The organism is Streptomyces sp. NPDC029151, assembly GCF_055564315.1.
In genome coordinates this window covers 238,514-254,268 of the sequence record NZ_JBVHWQ010000007.1, presented here as the reverse complement: position 1 = coordinate 254,268, position 15,755 = coordinate 238,514, and the positions used below count along the sequence as shown (strand labels likewise).

Annotated in this window: 17 protein-coding genes; 9 read left to right on the top strand and 8 right to left on the bottom strand. The window is 73.2% G+C overall.

From position 1 onward, the window contains the following. Positions 1–324: 324 nt before the first annotated feature. From ACZ4VF_RS26085 to ACZ4VF_RS26075, 3 genes are all read left to right on the top strand, one after another. On the top strand, positions 325–1,368 hold the full coding sequence (locus tag ACZ4VF_RS26085) for a PP2C family protein-serine/threonine phosphatase (protein ID WP_467928912.1): 1,044 nt from the start codon (positions 325–327) through the stop codon (positions 1,366–1,368). Between the two features lie 245 nt (positions 1,369–1,613). Next, a complete protein-coding gene (locus ACZ4VF_RS26080) occupies positions 1,614–2,954 on the top strand; it encodes a transcriptional regulator (protein ID WP_467928911.1) in 1,341 nt (446 codons plus the stop codon). 65 nt (positions 2,955–3,019) lie between these two features. Then, positions 3,020–3,556 carry an NUDIX hydrolase gene (locus ACZ4VF_RS26075; protein WP_189300290.1) on the top strand — a complete coding sequence of 179 codons (537 nt, stop codon included), beginning with the start codon at positions 3,020–3,022 and terminating at the stop codon, positions 3,554–3,556. Here ACZ4VF_RS26075 and ACZ4VF_RS26070 read toward each other — a convergent pair. Both ACZ4VF_RS26070 and ACZ4VF_RS26065 read right to left on the bottom strand, forming a co-directional pair. Next, on the bottom strand, positions 3,553–3,810 hold the full coding sequence (locus tag ACZ4VF_RS26070) for a hypothetical protein (protein ID WP_189300292.1): 258 nt from the start codon (positions 3,808–3,810) through the stop codon (positions 3,553–3,555). The genes ACZ4VF_RS26075 and ACZ4VF_RS26070 overlap by 4 nt on opposite strands. Positions 3,811–4,003: 193 nt before the next feature. Further along, on the bottom strand, positions 4,004–4,864 hold the full coding sequence (locus tag ACZ4VF_RS26065; protein WP_467928910.1) for a 3-hydroxybutyryl-CoA dehydrogenase: 861 nt from the start codon (positions 4,862–4,864) through the stop codon (positions 4,004–4,006). A gap of 170 nt (positions 4,865–5,034) precedes the next feature. Here ACZ4VF_RS26065 and ACZ4VF_RS26060 point away from each other — a divergent pair, with 170 nt between their 5' ends. After that, the gene (locus ACZ4VF_RS26060; protein WP_467928909.1) at positions 5,035–6,420 is read left to right on the top strand and encodes a glycoside hydrolase family 10-like protein; all 1,386 of its coding nucleotides are present in this window, start codon (positions 5,035–5,037) and stop codon (positions 6,418–6,420) included. On the opposite strand, the gene ACZ4VF_RS26055 is transcribed toward ACZ4VF_RS26060, so the two are convergent. Both ACZ4VF_RS26055 and ACZ4VF_RS26050 read right to left on the bottom strand, forming a co-directional pair. Continuing rightward, positions 6,421–6,621, bottom strand: a complete 201-nt coding sequence (locus ACZ4VF_RS26055) for a DUF1918 domain-containing protein (RefSeq protein WP_467928907.1) — start codon at positions 6,619–6,621, stop codon at positions 6,421–6,423. Between the two features lie 19 nt (positions 6,622–6,640). Beyond that, positions 6,641–7,552: a DMT family transporter gene (locus tag ACZ4VF_RS26050; RefSeq protein ID WP_467928906.1), complete on the bottom strand. Its 912-nt coding sequence runs from the start codon at positions 7,550–7,552 to the stop codon at positions 6,641–6,643. Between ACZ4VF_RS26050 and ACZ4VF_RS26045 the strand changes: the two genes are divergently transcribed. The 3 genes from ACZ4VF_RS26045 to ACZ4VF_RS26035 all read left to right on the top strand — a co-directional run bounded on the left by ACZ4VF_RS26045 (position 7,551) and on the right by ACZ4VF_RS26035 (position 10,133). After that, positions 7,551–9,017 (top strand): aminotransferase-like domain-containing protein, encoded by a 1,467-nt coding sequence (locus ACZ4VF_RS26045; protein ID WP_467928905.1) that lies wholly within the window; start codon positions 7,551–7,553, stop codon positions 9,015–9,017. The genes ACZ4VF_RS26050 and ACZ4VF_RS26045 overlap by 2 nt on opposite strands. 10 nt (positions 9,018–9,027) lie before the next feature. Next, positions 9,028–9,465, top strand: coding sequence for a GNAT family N-acetyltransferase (locus ACZ4VF_RS26040; RefSeq protein WP_467928903.1), 438 nt, complete (start codon positions 9,028–9,030; stop codon positions 9,463–9,465). A 74-nt stretch (positions 9,466–9,539) separates the two neighbouring features. Further along, the gene (locus ACZ4VF_RS26035) at positions 9,540–10,133 is read left to right on the top strand and encodes a histidine phosphatase family protein (protein ID WP_467928902.1); all 594 of its coding nucleotides are present in this window, start codon (positions 9,540–9,542) and stop codon (positions 10,131–10,133) included. Here ACZ4VF_RS26035 and ACZ4VF_RS26030 read toward each other — a convergent pair. Continuing rightward, complete coding sequence (locus ACZ4VF_RS26030) at positions 10,115–10,561, bottom strand: DUF6314 family protein (protein WP_467928901.1); 447 nt, start codon at positions 10,559–10,561, stop codon at positions 10,115–10,117. The genes ACZ4VF_RS26035 and ACZ4VF_RS26030 overlap by 19 nt on opposite strands. Then, complete coding sequence (locus tag ACZ4VF_RS26025) at positions 10,558–10,794, bottom strand: hypothetical protein (RefSeq protein WP_467928900.1); 237 nt, start codon at positions 10,792–10,794, stop codon at positions 10,558–10,560. Before ACZ4VF_RS26025 ends, ACZ4VF_RS26030 begins: the two co-directional genes overlap by 4 nt. A 140-nt stretch (positions 10,795–10,934) precedes the next feature. On the opposite strand from ACZ4VF_RS26025, the gene ACZ4VF_RS26020 reads away from it, so the two are divergent. Beyond that, positions 10,935–13,415: an alpha-L-arabinofuranosidase C-terminal domain-containing protein gene (locus ACZ4VF_RS26020; protein ID WP_467928898.1), complete on the top strand. Its 2,481-nt coding sequence runs from the start codon at positions 10,935–10,937 to the stop codon at positions 13,413–13,415. Here ACZ4VF_RS26020 and ACZ4VF_RS26015 read toward each other — a convergent pair. After that, complete coding sequence (locus ACZ4VF_RS26015) at positions 13,402–13,704, bottom strand: carboxymuconolactone decarboxylase family protein (protein WP_467928897.1); 303 nt, start codon at positions 13,702–13,704, stop codon at positions 13,402–13,404. The genes ACZ4VF_RS26020 and ACZ4VF_RS26015 overlap by 14 nt on opposite strands. A 3-nt stretch (positions 13,705–13,707) precedes the next feature. Further along, complete coding sequence (locus tag ACZ4VF_RS26010; protein ID WP_467928896.1) at positions 13,708–14,940, bottom strand: cysteine desulfurase; 1,233 nt, start codon at positions 14,938–14,940, stop codon at positions 13,708–13,710. Between the two features lie 82 nt (positions 14,941–15,022). On the opposite strand from ACZ4VF_RS26010, the gene ACZ4VF_RS26005 reads away from it, so the two are divergent. After that, a complete protein-coding gene (locus ACZ4VF_RS26005; protein WP_467928894.1) occupies positions 15,023–15,625 on the top strand; it encodes an ABATE domain-containing protein in 603 nt (200 codons plus the stop codon). Positions 15,626–15,755: the final 130 nt, after the last annotated feature.

The window sequence follows — 15,755 nt, the reverse complement described above, 5'->3', positions numbered from 1 at the left end:
GGAGGGAGAGGGGGGGGGGGGGGGGGTGGGTCAGGGGTGGTGTTGGTGCGGGCTGGGCCGATTTGGTTGTGGGGGTTCGGCCAGGCCGGGGGGGCCCCCCCCCCCCCCCCTTCCCCTCCTCCTCCCCCCCCCCCCCCCCCCCCCCCCCCGGTTCCCGGGCCCGCCGTCAGCTGCATAAATGCGAGTCGGCTCGGGTCGTCTCACTCGTTCGGGTGGGAAGTAAGGGTGATCTGACCCAGCCGGGTCATGCCGTCGACAGAATCGGACCGGCCTTTCGGGGTCGGTCCGTCTGCTCTGTCAGGGCCCACATGGGGGACCAGAGGCATGATCCGCATCAAGGCACGGGCGCCCACCGGGCGGGCAGTCGTACTGCCCACGGTCTGGGGAGCCGTCGCGGTCGGCTACAAGTTCGGCTGCCCGCTCTCCCAGCAGGACGGGCTCGGGGCGCGCATCGCCACCAGCGCCGTCTTCTTCGCCGTGGGCACCGGCCTCATATTCCACGTCCGCCGCACCCTGCTGCGGGAGCTGCGGCTCGCCCGGCGGGCGGCGCGGGCCGCGCAGAACGTCGTACTGCGCCCGCTGCCGCCCAGACTCGACGGGATCGACGTCGCCGCCGCCCAGCTGTCGGCCGACCGGGGTGCGAGCGTCGGCGGTGACCTGTACGAGGCCATCGCCACCGAGCACGGCGTCCGGGTGGTGATGGGAGACGTACGCGGGCACGGCCTGGCCGCCCTCGGCACCGTCGCCGCCCTCCTCGGCAGTTTCCGCGAGGCCGCCCACGACGAGCCGGAACTGGGCCGGGTGCTCCGCAGACTCGACCGCGCCCTCGCCCGTCACCTCCGCGAACGCGCCCGCGCCGAGCATCCCGCGAACGGCGCCGCCGATCCGGGCAACCCGGTCGCCGAGGAGTTCGTCACCGTCCTGCTCCTGGAGATCGGCCGGACAGGCGAGCTGCGCGCCCTCAACTGCGGTCATCCGTGGCCGTATCTGGTCAGCGGAACGACGGTCGAACCGCTGACCGGGGATCCCCTTCCGCCGCTCGGACCGTTTCCGCTTCCGGCGCAGCTGGAGGTCCTGTCCTGCGGCAGGCTGCACCCGGGGGAGTCGCTGGTCCTCTTCACGGACGGGGCGGAGGACGCCCGGGACCCGCGTGGCCGGTTCTTCCCGCTGTCCGCGGCGCTGCGCGAGGCCGTGGGCGACCAGCCGGTGCCACCGCAGACGGTACTGCGCACTCTCTTCCGGGCCCTCCTGCACCACACGGCCGGCAGACCGACCGACGACGTGGCCGTCCTGGTGCTGCGGAACGGCCGGACCAGGGGCGAGCGGTCCCGCCCGGGTACCCCGCGACCGGCCACCACCGGACGCTAGGGGGGCACGTCCGGGCCGGCCCGGGTCCCCGCGAAACCTCCGGCCGTCCCCGCGGCCGCGGCCGGGCCGCCGTCGTCGGAGGGGGAGCCGGCGGCCCGGCCGGTCTCTTGCGAGAGACCGCAGTCAACCGGGCCGGCACGCTCCGCGACAGCGCGCGTACCGGGCGGATACGGGCACTCCGTTCACACCCCGTGTGAAGGCGGAACCACTACGCTGAGCGCACCAGGCCACTCGGGGGGCATCCCATGCAGCCCAACACTCTGCTCGACGCCATCCTGGACGAGGCGGGGATCTCCCATGCCGGCCTCGCCGCCCATGTCAACCAGGCGGGCCGCGCCCGCGGTCTCGCCCTGCGGTACGAACACACCGCCGTGGCACGGTGGTTGAAGGGCCAGCGGCCCCGCGGCCAGGTCCCCGACCTGATCTGCGAGGTGCTCGCGGCCCGGCTCCAGCGGCCCGTCACCCTGGACGACATCGGCCTGGGCGTGCCCGGCGAGCCCAGCACCCCGCACGCCGGTTCGCTGGGCGGTTTCGTGGAGCGGGCCACCGCCCTGTGGCGCTCCGACGAACAGCAGCGGCCCCATGTGCTGGGCGCGCCGGCCGTCACCGGGACCCCGGCCGTGATGCCGGTGTGGGAGTGGGAGAACCCGCCCGAGGACGTGGACGTCTCCCGCGGCGGCCGGAGCCCGGTCACCGCGGCGGACATCGAGATGCTGCGGGCCGCCCGGGCGCACTACGAGCAGATGTACCGCAAGGCCGGCGGGATCGCGACCCGGACGCGGATCGTCGGCTTCCTCAACACCGAGGCCGCGCCGCTGCTGCGCGGCAGCTACACCGACGCCACCGGCCGCCAACTGCACCGGGCCACCGGCGGCTTGGTGGCGATCGCGGGCATCTGCGCGTACGACTCCGACGCCCACGGACTCGCCCAGCGCTACTTCCACCAGGCGCTGCGGCTCGCGAAGGCCAGCGGGGACCGGGGACTCGGCGCCTATGTGATCGCACTGCTGGTCAACCAGTCGCTGTTCATGCGGGAGTTCCGGCAGGCGGTCGCCTTCGCGGAGGCCGCGCTGCGCGCCGCCGGCCGGCACATCACCCCGGCGCTCGCCTCCGACCTGTACGCGATGCAGGCCAAGGCGTACGCCCATCTCGGCGACGGCGGCAGCGCGCTGTCCTGCATCCGGCGGGCGGAGACGGCGGCCGAACGGATCCGGCGGGGGTACGAGCCGGACGAGACCGGCTACGTCCAGCCCGGGCTGGTCAACGTCCAGGTGGCCGAGGCGCTGCTCAGTCTGGGTGAACTCGCCGCCGCCGGGGAGCACGCGGCGGCGGCCGTCGGAAACCCCGCCCACGACCGGGGGCGGGTGCACCGGCTGGCCATGCTGAGCACCATCGAGCTGCGCCAGGGAAACGCCGAGAAGGCGGTGGTCACCGCCGTGCGGATGGCGGAGCAGGCGCGGGGCATGGAGTCCCAGCGGCTGCGTGACAGACTCCGCGCGGTACGCGAGCATCTGGTGCGCTGCGGCTCGGCCGGCACCGCCGAGGCCGCCGAACTCATCGACGGAGCACTGCGCGTACCGCTGTAGGCCCACTGTGGGCGCACCGTCCCTGCTGCGATATTGCCACTTACTCGGCGGAAGGTGGCAGAACCGTGCAGTGGACGAAACAGAACGAACAAACGGTGTATGAGAACCGCTGGTTCAGCGTCAATCTCGCAGATGTCGAGCTGCCGGACGGCCGGCACCTGGACCACTTCCTGATCCGGCTGCGTCCCGTGGCGGTGGCCACGGTGGTGAACGAGGCGAACGAGGTGCTGCTGCTGTGGCGCCACCGCTTCATCACCGACAGCTGGGGCTGGGAGCTGGCCGCGGGCGTCGTCGAGGACGGCGAGGACATCGCGAGCGCGGCGGCCAGGGAACTGGAGGAGGAGACCGGCTGGCGGCCGGGACCCCTGCACCACCTCATGAGCGTGGAGCCGTCCAACGGCCTCACCGACGCCCGGCACCACATCTACTGGTCGGACCGGGGCGAGTACGTCGGGCACCCCGTGGACGACTTCGAGTCGGACCGGCGGGAATGGGTCCCCCTCAAACTCGTCCCCGACCTGATCGCCCGTGGGGAGGTCCCGGCCGCCAACATGGCGGCCGCGTTACTCCTCCTGCACCACCTCAGGCTCGCCGACGGCTAGTGGGCCAGCGCCTGCCAGATCGTCACCAGGAGCGCGCCCAGCGAGGTGAGCGCGGCGAGCGAGGGCAGCGGCCAGCGTGCGTGTTCCAGCGAGTTCAGGCGGGTGTCCAGCTCGTCCAGCTCCTTGGCGGTCTCCTCGGTACGGTGGCGCAGCAGCGCCAGCCCTCCCTCGACACGGGCGTAGGCCACGTCGAGGCGGCGGCGTAACTCTGCGAGTTCTCCATGGACCACGGGATGCTCCGGTTCGGCGGTCACGGGTCCGCTCCTTTCGGTAGTCGAAATGGGTGGTTCCGCATCCCTTGCATGCGCATGATGAGTCAACTCGCCTGGTGGGCGCGTGGGGAGCGTGTGTGGCGGGCATATGCGTGCCCGGCGCGCACACGGTGTGTGAAACGGACGGGCCCGGCACTCGCAGGAGTGCCGGGCCCGCAGGCGTCGCTCTTCGTAATCAGCCGTAGGTGTAGAAGCCCGAGCCGGTCTTCCGGCCCAGCCGGCCTGCCTCGACCATGCGCTGGAGCAGCGGGGGAGCGGCGTACAGCGGCTCCTTGTACTCGGCGTACATCGACTGGGCGATGGAGACGATGGTGTCCAGACCGATCAGGTCGGACAGCTTCAGCGGGCCCATCGGGTGGGCGCAGCCCATCTCCATGCCGTTGTCGATGTCCTCGCGGCTCGCGATGCCCGACTCGAACATCCGGATCGCGGACAGCAGGTAGGGCACGAGCAGCGCGTTCACCACGAACCCGGAGCGGTCCTGGGCGCGGATGGCGTGCTTGCCGAGCGTCTTCTCGGCGAAGACCTGGGCGCGGCTCAGGGTGCCCTCGGAGGTGGTGAGCGCCGGGATCAGCTCGACCAGCTTCTGCACCGGGGCCGGGTTGAAGAAGTGAATGCCGACAACGTGGTCGGGGCGGGAGGTGGCGACCGCCAGCTTCACCAGCGGGATGGAGGAGGTGTTGGAGGCCAGGATCGCGTCCGGGCGGCTGACCACCTGGTCGAGCACCTGGAAGATCTCGGTCTTCACCTGCTCGTTCTCGACCACGGCCTCGATCACGAGGTCCCGGTCGGCGAACTCGCCGAGGTCGGTGGTGAAGCTCAGCCGCGCCTGGGTGGCGTCCCGTTCCTCCTCGGTGATCTTGCCGCGCTCGGCGGCCTTGGCCAGGGAGTTGAGCAGCCGGGTACGGCCGATCTCCAGGGCCTCGCCGGTGGTCTCGGCGACCTTCACGTCCAGTCCGGCGCGGGCGCACACCTCGGCAATGCCCGCACCCATCTGGCCGCAGCCCACGATTCCGACGCGCTCGATGTCGGTCACATCGTCCCCTTCGCTGGTTCTCCGGCTCGCTGGCAGACCTCCGGGTTCGGCGCCTGCTCCGATCGTGCACGTTACCGTCAAGTATCGATGATCGATCGTCCGGGTGGGGGCATCCTGAAGCGCGGAACGATCCGTGACGGAGCGGATCCACAGCGTATGGGGGTGTGCCGATGGGGCGCATGTCTCGGCGGACCTTCACCCGGGCCGCCCTGTCCACGCTGGCCTCGGCTCCGACCGTCGCGACGGCCGCGAGCGCGCCCCACCCGGGGCCGGGGGCGGCCGCCACGGCAGCGGGGGCCGGACCTTCCGCGGCGGGCCCGGGCCCGGGCGCGTCCGCCCCGGGTCCGCGGCCTGCTCCGTCCGTCCTGGACCCGGTTCCCGTCCCCGCCCGGCCCACCGCGCACGGCCCCGGCAGGCTGCCCCGCGCGAGCGCCGAGATGCGGGGCGTCTGGATCGCCACCGTCGTCAACCGCGACTGGCCCTCGCGGCCCGGGCTCCCGGCGAGCACGCAGCGCAAGGAGCTGCTCGCCCATCTCGACCGGGCGGTGCGCGACCGGCTCAACACGGTGATCCTCCAGGTCCGGCCCACGGCCGACGCGCTGTGGCCGTCACCGTACGAGCCCTGGTCGGAGTACCTCACCGGCACCCAGGGCCGCGACCCCGGCTGGGACCCGCTGGGCACGGCCGTGAAGGAGGCCCACGCCCGCGGTCTGGAACTGCACGCCTGGTGCAACCCGTACCGGATCGCGAACCACACCGACCCCACCCGGCTCGCCGCCTCGCACCCCGCGCGCCGACACCCCGACTGGGTGGTGCCGTACGGCGGCCGGCTCTACTACAACCCGGGCCTGCCCACGGTCCGCGCCTTCGTGCAGCGGGCGATGCTCGACGCGGTCGCCCGGTACCCGGTCGACGCGGTCCACTTCGACGACTACTTCTACCCCTACCCGGTCGCCGGGCAGACCTTCGACGACGACGAGGCCTACGACCGCTACGGCGGCGCCTTCTCCAGCCGGGCCGCCTGGCGGCGGGACAACACCGACCAGCTGGTGCGGGAGATGGCCGCCGGGATCGAGCGGGCCCGGTCCGGCACCCGGTTCGGGATCAGCCCCTTCGGCGTGTGGCGCAACGCCGCCACCGACCCGCGCGGCTCCGACACCCGGGCGGGCGTCGAGACGTACGACGACCTGTACGCGGACACCCGCACGTGGGTGCGCAACCACTGGATCGACTACATCGTGCCGCAGCTCTACTGGCACATCGGCTACGCGGCCGCCGACTACGCCCGGCTCGTGGCCTGGTGGGCGGAGGTCGCCGAGGGCACCAGGACGCACCTGTACGTCGGCGAGGCGCTGTACCGGGCGGGCGCCGCGGGGCAGCCGGCGGCATGGCAGGACCCGGCCGAACTCTCCCGGCACCTGACCCTGGCCGCCCGGTACCCGCGGGTGCGCGGGCACGTGTTCTTCGCCGCCAAGGACCTGGCCGCGGATCCGGCCGGGGCGATGGCGCGGGTGGTCGCCGACCACTACCGGGAGCCGGCGACACCACCGCGGTGACTACTGCCGTTGCTGCTGCTCCCGGTGCCTGACCTGGCAGTCGGGGCCGGGAGACATGATCGCCTCGTGGCCGTCGTCGAAGCGGACGCGGTAGGGCGGATTGCCGTTCTCGCCCATCACTTCGACGACTTCGGAGACCTGGTCGTGCTGGCCCACCACCCTGCCGTGCTGCACAAGCTGGTCGCCCTTGGATGCGCGCATCTGCCGGCCCTCCTCACGATCACGCCCGCTGGGTGACGGCGATGCACACGAGCACGGCCACGGCGGTCAGGGGAGCGGCGACCGTGAAGTGCTCGCCCAGCAGCAGCGCCGACCACACCAGTGTGAGCAGGGGCTGAGCCAACTGCAACTGGCTCGCCCGGGGGATGCCGATGGCCGCCATGCCCCGGTACCAGACGAGCAGTCCGAGGAACGTGGACCCGATCGCCACCCACACCAGGCCCGCCACCCCGTGGAAGCTCGGGTGCGCCGGCTCGTGGGCGAGCGCCAGCGCCGCGGCCGGCACGGCCAGTGGCAGGCACAGCACCAGCGCCCAGCCGATGACCTGCCAGCCCGGCATCACCCGGGCCAGCCGGCCGCCCTCGGTGTAGCCGGCGGCGCACACCAGCAGCGCCCCGAACAGATAGCCGTCGGCCGCGGTGAGCGCGCCGCCGCTCTGGACGACGGTGAAGCCGATCACGGCCGCCGCGCCCGCCACGGCCGCCAGCCAGAACCGGCGGGAGGGCCGGGCTCCGGTGCGCAGGGCCGAGAACACGGCGGTGGTCAGCGGCAGCAGGCCCACCACGACGGCCGCGTGGGCGGTGGTGGACGTCCGCAGGGCGAGGGTGGTGAGCATCGGGAATCCCACCACCACGCCGAGGGCGACCACGGCCAGCCCGGCCAGGTGCCGGCGCGCCGGGGGCCGTACCCCCGCGGCCAGCAGACAGCAGCCGGCGACGAGGGCGGCGAGCACCCCGCGCAGTGCCACCAGGGACCAGGGGCCGAAGCTCTCCAGGCCCCAGGCGGTCGAGGGGAAGGTCAGGGAGAAGGCGACCACGCCCAGTGCGGCCTGGGCGGTGCCGAGTCCCCGGGCCTCCCGGGGAGCGGTGACTGCTATCGGCCTGGCGGCAGTAGCGCTACTCTGTGGTCTCATGCAACAGCGTAGCAGTGTGGGTGAACTGGCGGAACAGCTGCGGAACGAGCTGGAGCGCTACTCTCCAGGTGGAAAGCTGCCGTCGAGCCGGGCGCTGGTCGAGCGCTTCCGGGTGAGTCCGGTGACCGTCTCCCGGGCGCTCGCCCAGCTCGCCGCCGAGGGCCTGGTCGTGACCCGCCCGGGTGCCGGCGCCTTCCGGGCCCGCCCGCGCCCGAAGGAGTCCCCGGCCGGGGACACCTCCTGGCAGGAGGTCGCGCTGAGCGCCGACGGCACCGCCGACCTCGTACCGCGCACGGTGGACGCCCGCGGTGTCACGGTGTCGCTCGCCGTCCCGCCGCCCGGGGTGCTGGAGTTCAACGGCGGCTATCTGCACCCCTCCCTCCAGCCGGAGCGCGCCATGGCCGCGGCCCTCGCCCGCGCCGGACGGCGGCCCGGTGCCTGGGGGAGGCCTCCGCTGGAGGGGCTGCCGGAGCTGCGGGAGTGGTTCGCGCGCGGTATCGGCGGCGGCGTCACCGCGGCGGACGTGCAGATCGCGGCGGGCGGACAGGCCGCGCTGGCCACCGCCCTGCGCGCGCTCGCCCCGCCCGGCGCCCCGGTGCTCGTGGAGTCGCCCACCTACCCGGGCATGCTGGCCCTCGCCCGGGCGGCCGGACTGAGGCCCGTCCCGGTGCCCGTCGACCCCGACGGGGTCCGCCCGGACCTGCTCGCGGACGCCTTCCACGCCACCGGCGCCCGGGTGTTCGTCTGCCAGCCGCTGTTCCAGAACCCGACCGGTGCCGTGCTGGCCCCCGCCCGGCGCCCGGAGGTGCTGCGCATCGCCCGCGAGGCCGGCGCGTTCGTCGTCGAGGACGACTTCGTCCGCCGGCTCGTCCACGCCGACGCGGGCCCGCTGCCCCGCCCGCTGGCCGCCGACGACCCGGACGGTGTCGTCGTCCACGTCGGCTCCCTGACCAAGGCCACCTCGCCCAGCTTCCGGGTGTGCGCCCTGGCCGCGCGCGGACCGGTGCTGGAACGGCTGCGCGCCATCCAGGTCGTGGACAGCTTCTTCGTCCCCCGGCCGCTGCAGGAGGCCGCCCTGGAACTCGTCGGCTCCGCGGCCTGGTCCCGCCACCTGAGGGCGCTCTCGGCCGAGCTGAAGTCCCGCCGGGACGCCATGACCGGCGCGCTCGCCCGGCACCTGCCCGAGCCGGCCCTGCCGCACATCCCGTCCGGCGGCTACCACCTGTGGCTGCGCCTGCCGGAGGGCACGGACGAGTCGGCCCTGACCGCGGCGGCCCTCCGCGCGGGCGTCGCCCTCGCCCCGGGCCGCCCCTACTTCAGCGCCGAACCCCCCGCCGCCCACGTCCGGCTGAGCTTCGCGGCCGTCGCCGGCACCGGGGAGATCACGGAGGGCGTGCGGCGGCTGCGGGCGGCGTACGACGAGGTGGTGCGCAACCCGTTCGCCACCGACCGGGCCGGCCTGTGAGGATCACCGTATGAGCGACACACCTGACCTCCCGCAGGGGTACGAGTTCTCCGCCGACTCCGCCCGGGTCGACGTCGACCGTGTGCACGGCTGGCTGTCGTCCGACGCGTACTGGGCGATCGGCCGCTCGCGGGAGAAGCACGAGCGGGCGATGGCGTGCTCGCTGAACTTCGGGGTGTACGACACGGTCTCGGGCGAGCAGGTGGCGTACGCGCGCGTGGTCACCGACCAGGCGCTGTTCGCCTGGCTCGCGGACGTGTACGTCGACCCGTCGGTGCGCGGCAAGGGCATCGGCACGGCGTTCGTCGCCCGCGTCCGCGACCACCTGGTGCCCTTCGGGCTGCGCCGCGTCCTGCTCGCGACGGACGACGCGCACGGGGTCTACGAGAGGCTCGGATTCCGGCCCCTGGACCGCCCGGACCAGTGGATGGCGCACAGCTTCGGGTAAGCATCCGCCCATCTCCGGGCAAGTCCCGGGTCACGACCCTTGACCCGCACCCCCGCACGGCTCACCATCACCGCATGCCACTGAGGGTGACGTTCGTCGCCGCCGCACGCGGTGCTCCGCCGCTCGCGGAGCGCTTCGAGGACGACCGGCCGCTGGACCAGGGCGGCTGGGAGGAGGTGCAGCGCGTCGCCGGGGACCTGCTGCCGCTGGCCGCCGCCGAGCTGCGCTACTGCTCGCCGACCCCGCGCAGCCGGGCCACCGGCGACGCCCTGGGGTACGCCCCGCTGGTCCAGCTCGCGCTGCGCGACTGCGACATGGGGCGCTGGCGCGGGCTGACGCTGGGGGAGGCGATGGCCCGGGAGCCGGAGGCGGTGGACGCCTGGCTCGCCGATCCGCGCTCCACACCGCACGGCGGCGAGTCGCTGCTGGCGTTCATCTCGCGGGTCGGCGGCTGGCTGGACACCCGGCCGGTGGAGGACGGCGGCCGGATCGTCGCCGTGGCCGAGCCGTCGGTGATCCGGGCGGCCCTGGTCTACGCGCTGAAGGCGCCGCCCTCGACGTACTGGTACATCGACGTCCGCCCGCTGTCCACGACCACGGTCACGGGCCGCGGCGGCCGCTGGAACCTGCGCCTGGACGGCATACCGGCTCAGCGCTCACGCACGTAGTCGGTGGTCAGCAGGAGGTCCTTCGCCGGGCCCGCGACCCGCCACACCGTGCGCCAGTGGTCGGCGTCGCGGACGGTGAACTCGCCCCGGTAGAGGTCGGCCGCGCAGGGATGACCGGCGACGTACCGCCCGGTGGTCAGGTCCAGCTCGTGGAAGGGCCGCCCGTCCGCGAACCGCACGTCGGCCCGGCCCGGCACCGGATGCGGCAGGAACCTCAGCGTCCGCGTGGCCGGCCGCGCCACTCCCTGCCAGGTGAAGGTCCCGGACTCCTCGTGCAGCAGCCCGCCGCCGTCCAGCGCGCTGAAGACGGTGACCCCGCTGAAGTGCCCCTCGGCCCCGCTCGCCAGATCCCGCACGTCCCGCTCGACCCGCCAGCGCCCGGCCAGATGGGCCAGCACGTCCGGCACCGGCCACACCCCGCCCGTCACCGCGCCCTCCGGGGGTGCCGGTGCGGGCCGTCGGGCGGGTCGGCGGGGGTCCTCCGCTCCGCCTGGGCCCGGATCTCCCGGTACACGGCGTGTTCCGTGGTGCAAAACGCCTCCTCGTACGCGGCTGCCGGGGCGGCCCCGACGCCCCCGCCCGCCGCGCCCCGGCGCCGGATCAGGCGCGCGAGCCGGGTGAGAAGGCCCGTCACGGCGGCGGAGAAGGCGAAAAGGGCCACGTACGGCACCCACCCGTCCCTACCCCGGAGCTTACGGGGCGCTCCGTCCGCCCCATTGACGTGTCCCTACCCCTTCCCTATCGTGCGTTCGAAGTGCTGACCAATGTCTGATATTTCGAACATCGAGCCGCGGAGTATCCATGTCACGCACCGCCCGCTGGAGACTCGGCCTGGCGTCGGGCGCCGTCCTGCTCGCCACGGCCGCCCTCCCCGCCCCCGCCCACGCCGAGGACGTCACCGACTACGCGATCACCGTCGACCCCTCCGCCACCGGGCCCAGGATCGACAAGACGATGTACGGCGTCTTCTTCGAGGACATCAACCGTGCCGCCGACGGCGGCCTGTACGCCGAACTCGTCCAGAACCGGTCCTTCGAGTACTCCGCCGACGACAACACGGCGTACACCCCGCTGACCGCGTGGACGGTCTCCGGCACCGCCCGGGTCGTGAACGACTCCGGCCGGCTGAACGACCGCAACCGCGCCTACCTCTCCCTGGCCGCCGGCTCGTCCGTCACCAACGCCGGCTACAACACCGGCATCGCCGTACGGGACGGCAAGACCTACGACTTCTCGGTCTGGGCCCGGGCCGAGGCCGGCAGCACGCTCACCGTCACCCTCCAGGACACCGGCGGCGCGCTCGCTCCCGCCCGGCGGACCGCCGTGAGGAAGAACGGCTGGGCCCGTTACGAGGCCTCCTTCACCGCCACCCGTACCAGCACCACCGGCCGCCTCACCGTCGCCGCCGACGCCGCGACGGCCCTCGACATGGTGTCCCTCTTCCCCCGCGACACCTACAGGCACGAGCCCAACGGCCTGCGCGAGGACCTCGCCGAGAAGATCGCCGCCCTGCACCCCGGCTTCGTCCGCTTCCCCGGCGGCTGCCTGGTCAACACCGGCTCCATGGAGGACTACAGCGAGGCCTCCGGCTGGCAGCGCAAGCGCTCCTACCAGTGGAAGGACACCATAGGCCCGGTCGAGCAGCGCGCCGTCAACTCCAACTTCTGGGGCTACAACCAGTCCTACGGCCTCGGCTACTTCGAGTACTTCCGGTTCGCCGAGGACATCGGCGCCATGCCGCTGCCCGTCGTGCCGGCCCTGGTCACCGGCTGCGGCCAGAACAAGGCCGTCGCCGACGACGCCCTGCTGAAGCGGCACATCCAGGACACCCTCGACCTCGTCGAGTTCGCCAACGGGCCCGCCTCCTCGACGTGGGGCAGGGTGCGCGCCCGGATGGGCCACCCCAAGCCCTTCCACCTCACCCACATCGAGGTCGGCAACGAGGAGAACCTGCCGGACGAGTTCTTCACCCGCTTCCAGCGGTTCCGCGCGGCCGTCCAGGCGAAGTACCCGGACATCCAGGTCGTCTCCAACTCCGGCCCCGACGACGCCGGCCCGACCTTCGACACGGCCTGGAAACTCAACCGGGACGCCAAGGTCGACATGGTCGACGAGCACTACTACAACAGCCCCCAGTGGTTCCTGCAGAACAACGACCGCTACGACTCCTACGACCGCTCCGGTCCGAAGGTCTTCCTCGGCGAGTACGCCTCCCAGGGCAACGCCTTCAAGAACGCCCTCGCCGAGGCGGCGTACATGACCGGCCTGGAGCGCAACGCGGACGTCGTCGAACTCGCCTCCTACGCCCCGCTCCTCGCCAACGAGGACTACGTCCAGTGGAGCCCGGACATGGTGTGGTTCGACAACCACGCCTCCTGGGGCTCGGCGAACTACGAGGTCCAGAAGCTGTTCATGACCAACGTCGGCGACCGGGTCGTCCCGAGCACCGCCACCGGCACCCCGGGCCTGAGCGGGCCCGTCACGGGCGCGGTCGGCCTGTCCACCTGGAACACCAGCGCCGCCTACGACGACGTGAAGGTCACCGCGGCCGGCGGCGGCACCCTGCTGAGCGACGACTTCTCCGGCGACGCCGCGCAGTGGACCCACACCGGCACCGGCAGCTGGACCGTGCGGGACGGCCGGTACGTCCAGACGGACGACACCGCCCAGAACACCATGGTCCAGGCCGGCGACCCGTCCTGGCACGACTACGACCTGCACGTGAAGGCCACCAAGCAGTCCGGCCAGGAGGGCTTCCTCGTCGCCTTCGGCGTCAAGGACACCGGCAGCTACTACTGGTGGAACCTGGGCGGCTGGAACAACACCCGGTCGGCGGTCGAGCAGGCCGTGGACGGCGGCAAGTCCACCCTGCTCTCCAAGGCCGGGTCGGTCGAGACCGGCCGCGCCTACGACATCGACGTCAAGGTGCGCGGGCGGCACGTGACCCTGTACCTCGACGGCGAGGAGTGGGGCGGCTTCACCGACGACAAGCCGGCCGAACCGTTCCGCCAGGTCGTCACCCGGGACGCGAGGACCGGCGAGCTGATCGTCAAGGTCGTCAACGCCCAGTCCGCCGCCGCCCGGACGGCCGTCGACCTCGGCCGGGCCGAGGTGGCGTCCAGGGCCCGGGTCACCACGCTCGCCGCCGCGCCCGACGCGGTGAACACCGGGACGTCCACGGCGGTCGCCCCGCGGACGTCCACGTTCACCGGGGTCGCAGGGAAGTTCACGTACACCTTCCCGGCGCACTCCGTCACCTTCCTGCGGATCAGGCAGAGGTAGCCGAGGGCGCGGGCTGCCGCCCCGCCGGCAGCAGCCCGCGCCCGGCGCACACCTCCGTCGCGGCGAAGGCGGCGTTCAACGCCGTCGGCATCCCGCAGGAGACGGCGGAGTGCGGCAGCGCCTCCGTGATCTCCACGGGCGTGAGACCCGCGTCCGGGGCCGCGGTCACGTGCACGTCCCGCCGGGCCTCGCAGCCGCCGAGCGCGGTGAGCACGCCCAGGATGGCCGGCCGACGGTCGCGCGCGGAGAGCCCGGGCCGGAGCGCGCTCCGGAGGGCCGCACGCGGCACCGGTCAGCCGCCGAAGTACCGCTGGGCCGCCCGCACCCCCTCCACCAGCGCGTCGACCTCCTCCGGCGTGTTGTAGACGTAGAAGCTCGCCCGGGTCGTCGCCGGGATGCCGTAGCGCCGGACGATCGGGCGGGCGCAGTGATGGCCGACGCGGACGGCGACGCCCCGCTCGTCCAGCACCTGGCCGACGTCGTGCGGGTGGATGCCGTCGACGGTGAAGGAGACGGCCGAACCGCGGTCGGCATGGCCGGCGGGGCCCACCACCCGGACCCCGGGCACCTCGGCGAGCAGCCGCAGGGCACGGGCGGTGAGCCTCTCCTCGTGCGCCGCCACCTCCGCCATGCCGAGCCGCTCCAGGTACTCCACCGCCGCGGCGAGCCCCACCGCCTGCGCGGCCATCGGCACGCCCGCCTCGAAGCGCTGCGGCGGCGGCAGGAAGGTGGTGCGGTCCATCTCCACGATCTCGATCACCGAGCCGCCGGTGAGGAACGGCGGCAGGCCGGCGAGCAGCTCGGCGCGGCCCCACAGCACACCGATGCCGTTCGGGCCGAGCATCTTGTGCCCGGAGAAGGCGAGGAAGTCCGCGCCGAGCTCGCGCACGTCGACCGGGCGGTGCGGAACGGACTGGGCACCGTCCACGACGACGACGGCGCCGTGGGCGTGGGCGCGGTCGGCGAGCGCGCGGACCGGGTTGAGCGTGCCGAGGACGTTGGACTGATGGGTGAGGGCGAGCACCTTGGTGCGCTCGTCCAGCAGCTCCTCCGCGCGGGACAGGTCGAGGCGGCCCTCGTCGGTGAGGCCGAACCAGTCCAGCGTCGCGCCGGTCCGCTCGGCGAGCTGCTGCCAGGGCACCAGGTTCGCGTGGTGCTCCATCTCGGTGACCACGATGCGGTCGCCGGGGCCGAGCCGGCCGGCGTTGCCCAGGGCGTAGGCGACCAGGTTGACGCCCTCGGTGGTGTTCTTCGTGAAGACCACCTCGTCGTCGGCCGCGCCGATGAAACGGGCGACCGTGTGCCGGGCCCGCTCGTACGCCTCCGTCGCCTCGCCCGCCAGCTGATGGGCCCCGCGGTGCACGGCCGCGTTGCGCGTGAGGTAGAAGTCCCGCTCGGCGTCCAGGACCTGGAGCGGCTTCTGAGTGGTCGCCCCGGAGTCCAGGTAGACGAGCGGGGCGCCGCTCGCCACCGTCCGCTCCAGGATCGGGAAGTCCTTGCGCAGCGCGTGCACGTCGAAGCCCACGACGGTTCACCTCTCACGGTTTCATACCTGGTTCTCCGTGAGGAACGCTAAGCCCTCCTCACGGAGAACAGCAAGGATTACCATGAGAACCGTGGATCAAGAGTCACCCGTCTACCTGCACCGGCCCCCGGTCCCCGGCGAGGACCGGTACGCCTCGCTGACGCTGGTCAACACCCGGTTCACGGTCAGTCACGGCCAGGTCGACCTGCTGGACGACACCGAGGCCGCGCACCTGTGGCTGGTCCGACACGGGCTGCTGCCCGACCGGGTCTCCCTGAACGGCAGGCAGTCCGGCCGGCTCCGTGTCCTCCGCGAGGCGCTGCGGGCCCTCTTCGCCGCCCGGACCGGCGGGACCCGGCCGCCCGCCGAAGCCCTCGACACCCTCAACGCCGCCCTCGCCGCCGCCCCCGCCACCCCCCGGCTGGCCTGGAGCGCCGACGGCCCCCGGCGCGACGACCTCCCCGACTCGGGCAATCCGGCCGCCGCCGCGCTCTCCCAGCTCGCCGAGGACGCCGCCGACCTGCTCACCGGCGCCGACGCGGCCCAGCTGACCGAGTGCGCCGCCCAGGGCTGCGCCCGCTGGTTCCTGCGCTCCCACGGCGCCCGACGCTGGTGCACCACCCAGTGCGGCAACCGGGTCCGGGCGGCCCGGGCCTACGCCGCCCGCAAGGCCGGTTCACCTTGAGAACACCTTTCCGAAAGACAAAGTTGTCCGACAGGACATGAAATTCACGCGTCGTTTCCCGTATTCGGAAGATGCCGCCTCACTTTTCGGTGAGCGCACAACCAACAGGAAAGGCGTCCCGTCTAAGACG